At 67.0% G+C, this 13,626-nt stretch carries 12 protein-coding genes and 2 rRNA genes; 2 read left to right on the plus strand and 12 right to left on the minus strand.

Annotation, left to right across the window (positions count from 1 at the left end; all coding sequences use genetic code 11):
- Nucleotide 1 precedes the first annotated feature (1 nt).
- The 6 genes from VHC63_03125 to VHC63_03150 are packed head-to-tail and all read right to left on the minus strand — an operon-like array spanning nucleotide 2 to nucleotide 5,558.
- Complete coding sequence (locus tag VHC63_03125) at nucleotides 2-862, minus strand: copper transporter (protein ID HVV35569.1); 861 nt, start codon at nucleotides 860-862, stop codon at nucleotides 2-4.
- Entirely contained in the window at nucleotides 859-1,986 is a 1,128-nt protein-coding gene (gene steA, locus VHC63_03130) for a putative cytokinetic ring protein SteA (protein ID HVV35570.1), read from the minus strand. Before steA ends, VHC63_03125 begins: the two co-directional genes overlap by 4 nt.
- Nucleotides 1,983-3,572, minus strand: a complete 1,590-nt coding sequence (locus tag VHC63_03135) for a DNA repair protein RecN (protein ID HVV35571.1) — start codon at nucleotides 3,570-3,572, stop codon at nucleotides 1,983-1,985. The genes steA and VHC63_03135 overlap by 4 nt, the downstream gene beginning before the upstream one ends.
- A complete protein-coding gene (locus VHC63_03140) occupies nucleotides 3,572-4,369 on the minus strand; it encodes an NAD(+)/NADH kinase (protein ID HVV35572.1) in 798 nt (265 codons plus the stop codon). Before VHC63_03140 ends, VHC63_03135 begins: the two co-directional genes overlap by 1 nt.
- On the minus strand, nucleotides 4,369-5,115 hold the full coding sequence (locus tag VHC63_03145) for a TlyA family RNA methyltransferase (GenBank protein ID HVV35573.1): 747 nt from the start codon (nucleotides 5,113-5,115) through the stop codon (nucleotides 4,369-4,371). The genes VHC63_03140 and VHC63_03145 overlap by 1 nt, the downstream gene beginning before the upstream one ends.
- Complete coding sequence (locus VHC63_03150; protein ID HVV35574.1) at nucleotides 5,112-5,558, minus strand: hypothetical protein; 447 nt, start codon at nucleotides 5,556-5,558, stop codon at nucleotides 5,112-5,114. The genes VHC63_03145 and VHC63_03150 overlap by 4 nt, the downstream gene beginning before the upstream one ends.
- A gap of 32 nt (nucleotides 5,559-5,590) precedes the next feature.
- Between VHC63_03150 and VHC63_03155 the strand changes: the two genes are divergently transcribed.
- Entirely contained in the window at nucleotides 5,591-6,370 is a 780-nt protein-coding gene (locus VHC63_03155; protein HVV35575.1) for a rhomboid family intramembrane serine protease, read from the plus strand.
- On the opposite strand, the gene VHC63_03160 is transcribed toward VHC63_03155, so the two are convergent.
- Nucleotides 6,367-7,104 (minus strand): HAD-IIA family hydrolase, encoded by a 738-nt coding sequence (locus VHC63_03160; GenBank protein HVV35576.1) that lies wholly within the window; start codon nucleotides 7,102-7,104, stop codon nucleotides 6,367-6,369. The genes VHC63_03155 and VHC63_03160 overlap by 4 nt on opposite strands.
- Before the next feature lie 25 nt (nucleotides 7,105-7,129).
- Here VHC63_03160 and VHC63_03165 point away from each other — a divergent pair, with 25 nt between their 5' ends.
- Entirely contained in the window at nucleotides 7,130-8,302 is a 1,173-nt protein-coding gene (locus tag VHC63_03165; GenBank protein ID HVV35577.1) for a DUF1015 domain-containing protein, read from the plus strand.
- Here VHC63_03165 and VHC63_03170 read toward each other — a convergent pair.
- The 5 genes from VHC63_03170 to VHC63_03190 form a co-directional block, all read right to left on the minus strand.
- The gene (locus VHC63_03170) at nucleotides 8,299-8,640 is read right to left on the minus strand and encodes a hypothetical protein (GenBank protein HVV35578.1); all 342 of its coding nucleotides are present in this window, start codon (nucleotides 8,638-8,640) and stop codon (nucleotides 8,299-8,301) included. The two genes, VHC63_03165 and VHC63_03170, sit on opposite strands and share 4 nt — an antisense overlap.
- A 101-nt stretch (nucleotides 8,641-8,741) precedes the next feature.
- Nucleotides 8,742-10,001, minus strand: a complete 1,260-nt coding sequence (locus VHC63_03175) for a hypothetical protein (GenBank protein HVV35579.1) — start codon at nucleotides 9,999-10,001, stop codon at nucleotides 8,742-8,744.
- 90 nt (nucleotides 10,002-10,091) lie between these two features.
- A 5S ribosomal RNA gene (rrf, locus tag VHC63_03180) occupies nucleotides 10,092-10,208 on the minus strand.
- A gap of 73 nt (nucleotides 10,209-10,281) precedes the next feature.
- Nucleotides 10,282-13,414 (minus strand): 23S ribosomal RNA (locus VHC63_03185).
- A 31-nt stretch (nucleotides 13,415-13,445) separates the two neighbouring features.
- On the minus strand, nucleotides 13,446-13,626 hold a 181-nt coding region (locus VHC63_03190; GenBank protein ID HVV35580.1), incomplete at its 5' end, for a hypothetical protein.

A 13,626-nucleotide genomic window follows, 5' to 3' on the forward strand; every position in this document is an offset into this window, starting at 1 on the left:
GTCAGCCGGGCGCGGGAGCGGCGCGGTCGTGGCCGGGTCCGCTGCCGTAATCGCCGGTGGCGCCGCGGTCGAAGTCGCGCAGCGCCAGGATCGCGGCCAGGCGGCCCGGCACTGTGTCCAGATGATCGACGGTGCTGAACAGCGCCGACTCGGGCTTGTTGCGCATGGCCACCACCATTGACTGGCTGATGGTGTCGTCGGGGCTGGCGTCGGCCACCAGCACGCTCTTGGGGATCTGCGCCGCCAGGGCGCGCGTCAAGGGTTCGAGCAGGCCTGCGGGCGCGCCGTCGTCGATGACGAGGAACCGCGCCTGGAGACCGGGCGCGCTGGCCGCGTCACCGGCGTCGAGGCGAGCCAGGTTGGCGTCGACCAGGGCCGGCAGGGTCGGCCCGCCGCCGGCGGCGAACTCGCGGGCCAACCGCTCGGCGGCGGCGTCGGTCACCGAATCGATGTTGCTCGGACCCACGATGTCGAGCGCCTTGGCGATGTCGTCGGTGGGTGCCGGATCGTCGGCCCACGCATTGGCCAGCGTGAGGCGCCCGGCGTCGACCGCGCCCGCGGTCGTGAGCAGCGCGTGCATCTTGTCGGTCAGCGACCCGCTCAATCCTTCCGGCACGATGGTGAACACGCGCTCACCGTCGAGGCGGCCCGCCACCAAGGACGCCTCGGCGTCGTCGGCGAATTTCGACCAGACGCCCACGTTGTGCTGCGCGTCGTCGCGCTCGGCGCGATACCGCTTGATGCTCGTCTCCAGGCGGTTGATGGTGGCGTCGTTGATGAACGCGGTCCCGAGCACGATGCCGAGCGCCAGGCCCATGAAGACGGCGGCGAGCGAGACGATGTGAAAGCGAAACGAGATCATGGCAAGAGGGACCGCAGCACTTCGGCGAGGAAGTCGCGCACGGTATAGCCCGCCACGAGGAACGCGACCGCGACGGCGAGCAGGAACAGCGCGATGTCGCGTTTGCGCAGCCGCCGCTCGTACAGCTTGCTCACGCCCTTGGCGTCCATGAGGATCGGGCCGACCTTGAGCCGCACGAGGAAGGTCGAGGCCATGCCCGGGCGTCCCTTGTCGAGGAAGTCCACCATCGAGCCGTGCAGCCCGACGGCGACGATGAGCTCCGCGCCCTTCTCGTAGGCCAGCAACAGCGCGACGTCTTCGCTCGTGCCGGCGAACGCGATCGTTGAATACGACAACCCGAGTGCTTCGAGCCGCGCGGCACCGGGGGCACGCCCGTCGGGATACGCGTGCACGATCAACTGCGCTCCACTGCGCAACGAAGCATCGGACACCGAGTCGAAGTCGCCGACGATGAGGTCGGGCCGGTGGCCTTGGTCTCGCAACGCGTCGGCACCGCCGTCGACGGCGATGACGACCGGTCGCATCTCGCGGATGTACTCGCCCAGCGTCGCCAAGTCGCTGCGGTAGTCGGCACCGCGCACGACGACAATGGCCTGGCGGTCACGCATGTCGACCTTGAGGTCCGGCAGTGCTGGCGTCTCGAACAACAGCTGACGTTCGCGGCGCATGAACTCGAGCGTGTTCTCGGCGAACCGTTCGAGCTCCTCGCCGACGGTCACCTTGGCGGCTTCATATTCCGCTTCGAGCGACTGCAGCGTCTGGCGCGTGCCCGTGGCGACGTGCTCACCATTGGCGAATACTTCGCCGTCGTCGATGCGCAGCACGCTGCCGTCGTGCAACCGCGTCATGACCTCTTCGCCGACACCGTCGACGAGCGGGATGCCGGCCGCGGCGATGAGGAGCGGGCCGACGTTCGGGTACTTGCCCGAGATCGAACGCGCCGCGTTCACAATCGCCGCCGGGTTGGCCTCGACGAGTCCCTCCGCGGCGACGCGGTCGAGGTCCTCGTGGTTGATCACCGCCACCTCGCCCGGCTGCAGGTGCGGCGTGAGCAGCTTGGTCCGGGGCCCGAGGCGCGCCGGACCGGTCACGACCGGATCACGTGGCAGGGCGCGCGCTTTCATCCCGCCCTCCGCTTGCGCGCCGACTCCAGGAGCTCCTTGGCGTGCTTGCGCGCCGCCGCGCTCTCCGAGTCGCCCGCGAGCATGCGCGACAGCTCCACCACGCGATCGGCGTCGTCCAACCGGCTGGCGGCGGCGACGACTCGATCACCGGCGTCCTGTTTGACCACCTGCACCTGCGCGTCGGCGAACGCCGCGACCTGCGGCAAGTGCGTCACCACCAATACCTGGCGCTGCTCACCCAGCGACGCCAACGCCTGTCCCACGGCGATTGCCGCCTCGCCGCCGATGCCCGCGTCGACCTCGTCGAACACCATCGTCGGCGGGCCCGACGTGAGCACGAGCCGTAGCGCCAGCATCACGCGCGCCAACTCACCGCCCGAGGCCACCTTGCGCAGCGGCAGCGCCTGCTCGCCCGGATTGGCAGCGAACACGAAGGCGACGTCGTCCGCCGGCGCATCCCCTTCCACCGAGATCGACAGTTCGGCGCGGGGCAGGGCGAGCGCGTGCAGATGCGACTCGATGGCTGCCCCCGCCGGCGCCGCTGCGGCGCGCCGCGCCTTCGCCACGGCCAAGGCCGCCCGCCGCTCGGCCTTCGCCGCGTCGTCGAGTTGCACGGCCAGCGTGGCCGTTTCGGCGTCGCGCCCGCGCAACTCCGCCAAGCGGCTCTCGGCGCGCTGGCCGAAGACCATCACCTCCTCGACGGTGTCGCCGTACTTGCGGCGCAACTCGACGAGCAGCTGGCGCCGGGCGCGCACCTCGGCGAGTGCAGCCGGATCGTCTTCGACATCCTCGGCCGTGGTGCGCAGCTCGGCGGCGGCGTCGTCCAGTTCCGCCACCAATCCTTCGAGACGCGACCGCACGCCGGCGAAGGTGGCGTGATGGCCCAGCGCGCTCAGTGCGGCGCGCACTCGGTCGCCCGCAGCGCCGTCGTCGCGCAATTCGGCGTAGGCGGTAGCCGCCGCCTCACGCAACGCCACCGTGTTGGCCAGACGATCCTCGGCCGCTTCCAGCGCCGCCTCCTCGTTCGGGTCGTCGAGGGCCGCTTGGGCGATCTCGTCGACCTGGAACGCCAGCAAGTCGATCTCGCGCGCTCGCGCGTGCGGATCGCCCCCGAGCTCGTCGAGCCGCGCCCGCAGCTGCGCTCGCTCGGCCCGCGCCGCGCGTAGCGCCGACAAGTCGATGCCGGCGAACGCGTCCAACGCGTCGCGCTGCGCCGCGGCACTGAGCAGCGACTGGTGGGCGTGCTGACCATGCAGGTCGACGAACTCGGCGCCGAGTGCCGCCAGTTCGCCCACCGTCGCCATGGCCCCGTTGACGTAGGCCCGGGAGCGGCCCTGCGCGGAGACGACGCGCCGCACGACGACTTCTTCGTCGCCGCGCACGAACCGGCCTTCGACCACCGCCTCGCCTTCGCCGGCGCGCACCATCGAGGCGTCCGCGCGCCCGCCGACGAGGAGCTCGATGGCATCGACGACCAGGGTCTTGCCCGCGCCCGTCTCGCCGGTCACCGCCGTCATGCCCGGCCCGAGCACCAACTCGAGGTCGGCGATCACGCCGAGGTTGCGGACGCGCAGCTCGACGAGCATCAGCGATCGGCCAACCCGAACTTGGAGCGCAGCACGCGGTTGAAGTCCGGCGGCCCGAAGCGCACGAGGGCGGCGTCGATCTTCGACGCCGACAACTCCACTCGCTGCGACGACGTCACCAAGCCGACTACCTGGCCGTCGACCACGAGGCGTGCCTCGCGTCCCTCGAGCACTTCGACCCCGACGACCTGATCCGCGTCGAGCACCAACGAGCGGTCGAACAGCATGTGCGCGGACACGGGCGTCACCACGATGCCGCGATGCGTCGGCGAGCAGATCGGGCCGCGCACTGACAGGTTGTACGCCGTGGAGCCCGTCGGCGTCGCCACGATCAACCCGTCAGCGGCGTAGGTGACCAGCGGCTCGCCGTCGATGGTGAGCCCGAGATGCACGGTGTGGCCGCTCGTGGTCTTCTCGAGCACGGCCTCGTTGAGCGCGCGGCGCACCACGCCGTTGGCGGCCACGTCGAGGATCATGCGGCGCTCGAGTCGGTGATCGCCGTTGAAGAACCGTTCCAGCGCAGTGATGAGACCATCGGGTTCGACATCGGTGAGGTAGCCGAGGTGGCCGATGTTCACGCCGAGCAGCGGGATCTCGCGGGCACCGACGAGGCCGATCGAGTGGAGCATCGTGCCGTCGCCGCCCAGGCTCACCACGAGGTCGACGTCGGGCAGCGTGGCGTCGGGCAACACGATGACAGCGTTGTGGCCCCGCGCCGCCAGCCACGCGCCCGCCTGCTCGGCGAGATCGGCGGCCTTCGGCCGGTCGGGATGCGGGACGAAGGCGACGGTCGCCATCAGCGCCCCGCGACGGCGTGGAGCAGGAACTCGGTGTTGCCGGATGCACCCGTGATCGGCGAAGTCACAGTCCCCATCATCGTCGCTCCGCGGGCCGCGAACGCGGTCTCGACCCGCTCGATGCTCGCCTCCCACTCCGCCGGGTCGCGCACGACCCCTTTGCCGCGCGCCGCCACGGCTTTCGCCACCTCGAACTGCGGCTTCACCAGTACGACGACGTCGGCGCCGGGCGCCGCCAGGACACCGAACAGAGCGTCCGCGATCGACGTCAACGAGATGAACGAAACGTCGGCCACTACGAGGTCGAAGGGCGCGCCAAGGGTGGCTGGGTCGACGTCGTTCACGTGCGTGCGCTCGAGCACCGTCACCCGCGGGTCGTTGCGGAGTCGCTGGTCGAGTTGGCCGTGGCCGACGTCGAGGGCGACCACGTGCGCCGCTCCCCGTTGCAGCAGACAATCGGTGAACCCGCCGGTCGACGCACCGACGTCGAGGGCGCGCCGGCCCGTCACGTCGATCTCAAAGGCGTCGAGCGCAAAGTCGAGCTTCTCGCCACCGCGCCCGACGAAGCGCGGCGGCGGACCCTCGACGACGACGGGATCGCCCGCCGCGACCAGCCGCGCCGGATTGGTAGCGACCGCACCGGCAACGCGCACCGTGCCGGCCCCGATCAACTCGGCGGCGTCGGCGGGGGACGGAGCCAGGCCGCGGCGCACCAGTTCGCTGTCGAGCCGACGGCGAGCCGTCAGGACGCGCCCGCCGCCTTCTTGGCGGTCTTCTTCGCCGCGCCCGCCGCCTTCTTGGCCGTCGTCTTGGCCGTCGCCTTGGCCGCGCCCGTCGCCTTCGTGGCTCCGCTCTTGGCCGCGCCCGTCGCCTTGGCCGCGGACTTCTTGGCCGCGGTCGCGCTCTTGGCCACCGTCTGCTGGGCGGCCGTCGTCGCCCGCTTCGCCGGCGGCGCCAGGCCCAGCGACTCGATCTGGCGCTGCACCTCGACGCGCACGCGCTCGGCGAACGTTTCGGTCGTCTTGCGGCTGCGCTCGAGCAACTCCTCGACGCGCTGTTGTGCCTCCTGCGCCTGCACCTCACCCGCCTTCACGAGGTCGCGCACGAGTTTTTCCGCGCGTTTGCGGTTGACCTCCGTGACTTCCATTCCAGCTTGCAGGTAGTGCTTCCACGGTTCCGAGAGCGCCATGAAAGCATCGTAGGCACCGCTAGCCTCACGCTGTGATCCCGCTGCGGGACGACAACCCCACCACCCGGCCGCCGATCATCACGATCCTCGTCATCGCCGCCTGTGCCGTCGTGTTCTTGCTCGTCCAGCCCTCGGGCCGCACGTCGATCTTCGGCAAGCAGGCGGAGTCCGATACCGCCTTCACCGTTCAGCATGCGGCCATCCCCTGCGAGGTGGCGCAGGGCCGTCCGCTGCACATCGACGAGCTGCGCAACACGTTCCAGGCCAACGACGCCGATGCGTGCAACGCCGCCGATCACTCGCCGTCGGGATTCCCCGGTAAGCAGGTGTACCTCGCGCTGGTCGTATCGATGTTCATGCACGCCGGCTGGCTGCATATCGGCGGAAACATGCTGTTCTTCTGGATCTTCGGCAACAACATCGAAGACGAGATGGGCCACGTCTTGTTCCTCGTCTTCTATTTCGTGGGTGGCATCGTCGCCAGCCTGGGTCACGTCCTCGCCGACCCGAGCAGCACCGTGCCGGTCGTGGGGGCGTCGGGTGCCATTGCGGCGGTGATGGGCGCCTACCTCGTGCTGTTCCCCAAGGCGCGGGTGCAGAGCCTCATCATCATTCCGCCGATCGTGCTGTTCCGGCGGGTGGCGGCGTGGATCCTGCTCGGCGTGTGGTTCCTGACGCAGTTCGCCGTCGACCCGTCGTCAGGCGTTGCGTGGGTGGCCCACGTCACCGGCTTCGCCTTCGGCGTCGTGGTCGGCCTGCTGATGCGGGCCACGACCAACCGGCGGCGCTCGCCGGTCCCGGTGTACGGCTAACCCGGAACCAGCGTCGCCAGGTCCGGCGCCACCGCGGCGGGCTCGGGGACAACGGGCAGCTGCGCCGCTTCGGTCACGCCGCTGAGCACCAGCGCGAAGCGGGCGCCGAGGCGGTGCGCCAGCGTCCCGTCGGTCTCGACCCGGTCGCCCACCATGACTTCGATACCGCCGAAACGCGCCCGCACCAACTCCACCATCGCCCGGTTCGGTTTGCCCGCCACCTCCGGTTCGACGCCCGACGCGTACGAGACCGCCGCCAGCAGCGCGCCGCCACCCGGCAGCGGCCCGGTCGTCGTCGGATAGGTGGCATCCGCGTTGGTGCCGATGAGACGGGCGCCGTTGCGCACCGCGCGGACCGCGGCCGTCAAACCGTCGTAGTCGAACTCACGGTGCCACCCCACGACCACCGCGTCGACGCGCCCGGACCGGACCGTGCGCACCCCGCGCCGCTGCAGCGCTTCGTCGACACCCTTGCCCGCGCATACCAGCGCCGTCTCCCCCGGCTTGACCAGCGTCGCCGCCGCCTGGGCGGAGGTGAGCACGTCTTCGTCGGTGGCGTCGATGCCGTGCGTCTGCAGCTTGCGCACCACGTCGGTGACGACGTGGGCCGAGTTATTGGTGATGAAGACGACCTTGGTCCCGCCCGAGCGCAGGCGCGCCACCGCCGCGGCCGACCCCGGGATCGGGCTCTCGCCCAGCCAAATCACCCCGTCCAGATCGATTGCCCACGTCACGACCGGAGGATGCTACGCATGACGGATGCCTCGTTTCGTTCCGTTCGCCGGTCTGCGCTACTCCCTCGACCGCGTCCGCCTCGCCGACGTGATCGCTCCGCCCTATGACGTGGTCGGCCCAGCCGAGCAAGCGGTGCTCGAAGAACGCAGCCCGTACAACGCCATCCACGTCGAGTTGGCGCGTGCCGACGGCGACCCCTACGCGGCGGCCGCGCAGCGTTTCGCCGCCTGGATCGACGAGGGCGTGCTCGTGACCGACCGCCCTTCGCTGTACGCCTACGAGATGCGTGGGACCGATGAATTCGGCGTAGTCCGCACCAGCCGCGGCGTGTTCGGCGCCCTCGCCGTGGCCGAAGGCGGCGTGCTGCCGCACGAGCAGACGACGCCCAAGGCCAAGACCGATCGGCTGGATTTGTTGCGTGCCACGAAGATCAACACCTCGCCCATCTGGGTCCTCACCCCGACCGCCCTCAGCGCGGCGGTCGCCGATCTCGGCGCCCCGGACGCCGAGGCCACCGACGACGAGGGCGTCGAACACCGCTTATGGATCCTCGACGCCGACCGCGCCGAGCTCGTGACCAAACTCCTCGCCGAGGAACCGGTCCTCGTCGCCGACGGCCATCACCGCTACGAGGTCGCCAAGAACTACCGCGAAGAACAGCGCGCCGAACACGGCGACGGCGCCGCTCCCTACGACCTCGTGCTGGCCTTGGCCGTCGAACTCGTCGAAGACCAACTGGCCGTGGGCGCCATCCACCGCCTGCTGAGCGGTGTCGACGCCGCCACGATCCTCGCCGTGCTCGGCCGCCACTTCGACCTGTCGCCCGCCGGCGCCGTCGATGCCACCATCGGTCAGCGCATGCTCGACGCCGGCAGCCTGGCGGTGGTCACCGCCGACGGCACCTGGCTCGCCACGCCGGGGGCGGGCACCGTCTCGGCGGCACGCATGGATCTCGACTCGAGCCGCCTCGACGTCGCACTCGCCGAGTTGCCGCAGGCGACGGTCGTCTACCAGCACGGCTGGCGCGAGTGCTCCGAAGCGGTAGCCGCCGGCGACGCCGTGGCCGCCGTGCTCCTCCGGCCGGCAACGGTGGCCCAGATCGCCGCGGTTTCCCACGGCGGTGATCGCATGCCCCCAAAGACCACGTTCTTTTGGCCCAAGCCGCGCACCGGCATGGTGTTCCGTCCGCTGACCTAGCCGCCCACCAACGCCTCGGCCGCCCGTTGCAGCGCCTGGTTGATGCGCGACGTCTGACGAGCGGTCAGCACCGTGTCGGCGACGACTTCCGTGCGGCTCACGACGCTCCCACCCGCCTTGTAGAAGCGACGGCGAACGCGCCCGATCGCCACCACCTCGTTGCCCTGCCGCGGCACGGCGAGGTTGCGCGGTGGGTCGACCCACACCACTTCGAGGTTCTCGTTCGGACGGTCGTCATAGGCGACGTTCACGTCGAGCGACACGACCTTCTGCCCCGTCGCCAAGGTCCGTTCACTCGGTTCACGCAGCACCACGCCGCGCACGACTGCGATGTTCATGCATCCATTCCCCTGATCAGCCCGCGCCGCGGGCGCTGAAACGTCGAGGGGAAGCGACAAGGCCCACCGTACCCAGACGGTGTGACGCGATGCCAGGGCGGTTAGCCGAGGGCGTGCAGGCGATCGGCGGCGTCAGCGAAATCCGCGTCTTGCTGCACGACGCGGCGGAACAGTGAGCGGCTCTTCGACAGTTCGCCCGAGCGCTCGTACAAGTCGGCGAGGGCGTACCAGGTACGCAGGTGCCGCTCGGCCACGCGTCCGCGTGGCGGTGGAGCCGACTCCAGCAACTTGATCGCTTCGGCGAGCTTCCCTTGGTCGCCGAGCGAGCCGGCCATGACGATGCGCCCTTCGGCGACGATGTCGGGCGACGGCGATTCCTCGCGCAGCTCCGTCCACAGCTCCTTGACCTTGGCGTGACGACCCAGGGCCCGGTAGCTGTCGGCGAGGAGGGGATGCTGTTCCGTGGAGTTGCTGAGATCCACGAACGCCTCGAGTTCGGCGACGGCCTGGCGGTATCGGCCGAGCTCGTAGAGCGCCTGTCCGTACAGCTCGCGCACCGACGCCGATTCAGGAATCTCCTGCGCCAGTTGCCGCAGGATCCCTGCGGCTTCCTTGTCCCGACCGTGCTGAATGTGGCGCGCCGCGTCGCCCAGGCGTTTTTGCAGCATCGGCGCGCGCCGGGCGTTGGACGCCGCGGCCGCCACTTCGGCCACAACGTCGACCGGCAGCGTCTTGGCGCGGGGCGCCCGGCCCGTCGCCCCGCTGCGCTTCGCCGGTGCCCGCTTCGGTGCGGCTGCGGGACGCTGTTCCCACCGCTCGACCTCGGGCCGCGGCGCCTCGACCCGCGGTCCGCGCCGCTCGTACGCCTTGGCCTCTTCGCTCGCCGGCGTCGGGTTGGTTACCTGCCGCGCCCCGCGACGGGTGACGCCGCCCCACCCCTTGCGTTCGGCTCGGTCCGGCGCCGCAGGTTGCGGCCGGTCGTCGCGCCGCGGCCGGTCGTCGCGCCGCGGCCGGTCGTCCCGCCGCGGCCGGTCGTCGCGCCGCGGTCCACTCGGCCGGCCGCCACCCGTCGCCTGGGGCGGACGCGGCCCGCGCGGCGCCTCGTCGTCGCGGCGCGGCTGGAACGGCCGCCCCGTGCGGTCAGTCCGCGGCGCACCGCTCTCCCGCCGAGGTCCACCAGACCGCCCAGTTCCCGTCGCCCGGGGCGGACGCGGCCCCCGCGGTGACTCGTCGTCTCGCCGCGGTCGTGCCGGGCGACCACCGGTCGACCCGCCTCGGCCACCGCCGGCGCCGCCGCCGCGTGCAAAGGGTTGCTTTCCTGCCGGTGGGCGGGCGCGACGAGGACGTTCAGGAGGTGCCATAGGGGGTTTGCGATCGTACAGGGTGCGGACGCGAAACGAGCCCTTGCCCGGGCCTTTCGGCTCGAGCAAGGGCTCGCATTCAACGAATTATTCCGGCGACGTCCTACTCTCCCAGGGGGCTGCCCCCCAAGTACCATCGGCGCTGACAGGCTTGACTTCCGTGTTCGGGATGGGAACGGGTATATCTCCGTCGCTATGGCCACCGGAAACTGTTGAGTCGCAAGGCACTCCCCCATTTCTGGGGGGCCTTGAGCACTCCATAGCGAGCACGTGCATATTTGTCCCCAAGCCCTCGGCCGATTAGTACCGGTCGGCTAACGCATCACTGCGCTTACACCTCCGGCCTATCAACGTGGTCGTCTGGCCACGGGCCTTACCTGGTTAACCCAGTGAGAAACCTCATCTTGGAACGAGCTTCGCACTTAGATGCTTTCAGCGCTTATCCCACCCGCAGGTCGCTAATCAGCGGTGCTCTTGGCAGAACAACTGACACACGAGAGCTGCGTCCGTCCCGGTCCTCTCGTACTAGGGACAGCCTTCCTCAGGTTTCTTACGGCTGCATCGGATAGGGACCGAACTGTCTCACGACGTTCTAAACCCAGCTCGCGTGCCGCTTTAATGGGCGAACAGCCCAACCCTTGGGACCTGCTCCAGCCCCAGGATGCGACGAGCCGACATCGAGGTGCCAAACCATGCCGTCGATATGGACTCTTGGGCAAGATCAGCCTGTTATCCCCGAGGTACCTTTTATCCGTTGAGCGACAGCGCTTCCACAAGCCACTGCCGGATCACTAGTCCCGACTTTCGTCCCTGCTCGACCTGTCAGTCTCACAGTCAAGCTCCCTTGTGCACTTACACTCGCCACCTGATTGCCAACCAGGTTGAGGGAACCTTTGGGCGCCTCCGTTACTCTTTAGGAGGCAACCGCCCCAGTTAAACTACCCACCAGGCACTGTCCCTGAACCGGATTACGGTTCTAAGTTAGACATCCAGAGTGACCAGAGTGGTATTTCAACAATGACTCCACGAACACTAGCGTGCCCGCTTCATAGTCTCCCACCTATCCTACACAAGCCACACCGAACACCAATACCAAGCTGTAGTAAAGGTCACGGGGTCTTTCCGTCCTGCTGCGCGTAACGAGCATCTTTACTCGTACTGCAATTTCGCCGAGTTCGCGGTTGAGACAGCTGGGAAGTCGTTACGCCATTCGTGCAGGTCGGAACTTACCCGACAAGGAATTTCGCTACCTTAGGATGGTTATAGTTACCACCGCCGTTTACTGGGGCTTAAATTCTGAGCTTCGCCTTACGACTAACCCTTCCTCTTAACCTTCCAGCACCGGGCAGGCGTCAGTCCGTATACATCGTCTTGCGACTTCGCACGGACCTGTGTTTTTAGTAAACAGTCGCTTCCCACTGGTCTCTGCGGCCATCACACGCTTCCCCCAGCAAGTGGGTTCACGCTTCAGGCCCCCCTTCTCCCGAAGTTACGGGGGCATTTTGCCGAGTTCCTTAACCACGATTCTCTCGATCTCCTTGGTATTCTCTACCTGACCACCTGAGTCGGTTTAGGGTACGGGCGGCTGGAACCTCGCGTCGATGCTTTTCTCGGCAGCATAGGATCACCAACTTCCCCAAACGGGTCCGCATCGTGTCTCAGCCTGAATGAACGACGGATTTGCCTATCGTTCGGCCTACGCACTTGCACCGGGACAACCATCGCCCGGCATCGGCTACCTTCCTGCGTCACACCTGTTAATACGCTAGCCGCACCAGCATAGGGTCGAGCGCTACCTCCCCACGCCTCACCCCGAAGGGATCGTACGCAAGGTTTCGGGCTCTTAGCATCACTGGATTGACTGGGGCGGTTCTTCGCCGGTACGGGAATATCAACCCGTTGTCCATCGACTACGCCTGTCGGCCTCGCCTTAGGTCCCGACTTACCCAGGGCGGATTAGCCTGGCCCTGGAACCCTTGGTCTTTCGGAGGACGGGTTTCTCACCCGTCTTTCGCTACTCATGCCTGCATTCTCACTCGTGTAGGCTCCACGGCTGGATCACTCCGCCGCTTCACCGCCCACACGACGCTCTCCTACCCATCAACACCACTGAACCAACCGGTTACCCGGCGGCTTATGTCTACGCGTCAATGCCACAACTTCGGTGGCGTGCTTGAGCCCCGTTAAATTATCGGCGCGGAATCACTTGACCAGTGAGCTATTACGCACTCTTTCAAGGATGGCTGCTTCTAAGCCAACCTCCTGGTTGTCTATGCAACTCCACATCCTTTCCCACTTAGCACGCGCTTAGGGACCTTAGTTGGTGGTCTGGGTTGTTTCCCTCTCGACGATGAAGCTTATCCCCCACCGTCTCACTGCTGCGCTCTCACTTACCGGCATTCGGAGTTTGGCTGACGTCAGTAACCTTGTAGGGCCCATCGGCCATCCAGTAGCTCTACCTCCGGCAAGAAACACGCAACGCTGCACCTAAATGCATTTCGGAGAGAACCAGCTATCACGAAGTTTGATTGGCCTTTCACCCCTACCCACAGCTCATCCCCTCCATTTTCAACTGAAGTGGGTTCGGTCCTCCACGACGTCTTACCGTCGCTTCAACCTGGCCATGGGTAGATCACTTCGCTTCGGGTCTAGGACATGCGACTGTGTCGCCCTCTTAAGACTCGCTTTCGCTACGGCTACCCCACACGGGTTAACCTCGCCACACACCGCTAACTCGCAGGCTCATTCTTCAAAAGGCACGCCATCACCCCACACAAAAGCGGAGGCTTTGACGGATTGTAGGCACACGGTTTCAGGTACTCTTTCACTCCCCTCCCGGGGTACTTTTCACCATTCCCTCACGGTACTAATCCGCTATCGGTCACTGGGAAGTATTCAGGCTTACCGGGTGGTCCCGGCAGATTCACAGCAGATTCCACGGGCCCGCTGCTACTCGGGGATCCTGCGACAGCAGGCAGCATGTTTTCAGTTACGGGGCTCTCACCCACTACGGCAGACCATCCCAGGCCACTTCACCTAACACCACGGTTTATCACTTTCGCCCTCCACGGCGGTAGAGGGAAGAAACGCCCCACAACACCGAACACACAACCCCCGCCGGGTATCACATGCATCCGGTTTAGCCATCCTCCGCTTTCGCTCGCCACTACTCACGGAATCACACTTGTTTTCTCTTCCTACGGGTACTGAGATGTTTCACTTCCCCGCGGTCCCCCCCGACACCTATACATTCAGTGCCGGGTGACACGACATCACTCGCGCCGGGTTTCCCCATTCGGACATCCTCGGATCCACGCTCGGTTGACAACTCCCCGAGGCATATCGCAGCCTCCCACGTCCTTCATCGGCTCTCAGTGCCAAGGCATCCACCATGCGCCCTTAAACACTTACAACACAAAACCAAAAGATTTCGAGTAAAAAACTCTAAAAATTGCACATCAACACACAAAAAGCACCACCCCACCAAAGCAGGGCAACAACACACACCCACAACCCCCACAAAAGAGGCCACAGGCCGACACCCACCCCCAACGAGGCAAGCACCGCAGGGCTTGTTGTCTCAAAGCCCAATAGTGTGTCCGGCAGTTCCTTCGAAACAGTGTCT

This window comes from Acidimicrobiales bacterium (assembly GCA_035546775.1).
Classification (GTDB): Bacteria; Actinomycetota; Acidimicrobiia; order Acidimicrobiales; family JACCXE01; genus JACCXE01.

What these genes read in the sequence shown, in the direction of transcription:
- VHC63_03125 (HVV35569.1), bottom strand. Translation starts at nt 862, where the DNA reads ATGATCTCGTTTCGCTTTCACATCGTCTCGCTCGCCGCCGTCTTCATG.
- steA (HVV35570.1), bottom strand. Translation starts at nt 1,986, where the DNA reads ATGAAAGCGCGCGCCCTGCCACGTGATCCGGTCGTGACCGGTCCGGCG.
- VHC63_03135 (HVV35571.1), bottom strand. Translation starts at nt 3,572, where the DNA reads ATGCTCGTCGAGCTGCGCGTCCGCAACCTCGGCGTGATCGCCGACCTC.
- VHC63_03140 (HVV35572.1), bottom strand. Translation starts at nt 4,369, where the DNA reads ATGGCGACCGTCGCCTTCGTCCCGCATCCCGACCGGCCGAAGGCCGCC.
- VHC63_03150 (HVV35574.1), bottom strand. Translation starts at nt 5,558, where the DNA reads ATGGCGCTCTCGGAACCGTGGAAGCACTACCTGCAAGCTGGAATGGAA.
- VHC63_03165 (HVV35577.1), top strand. Translation starts at nt 7,130, where the DNA reads ATGCCTCGTTTCGTTCCGTTCGCCGGTCTGCGCTACTCCCTCGACCGC.
- VHC63_03170 (HVV35578.1), bottom strand. Translation starts at nt 8,640, where the DNA reads ATGAACATCGCAGTCGTGCGCGGCGTGGTGCTGCGTGAACCGAGTGAA.
- VHC63_03175 (HVV35579.1), bottom strand. Translation starts at nt 10,001, where the DNA reads ATGGCACCTCCTGAACGTCCTCGTCGCGCCCGCCCACCGGCAGGAAAG.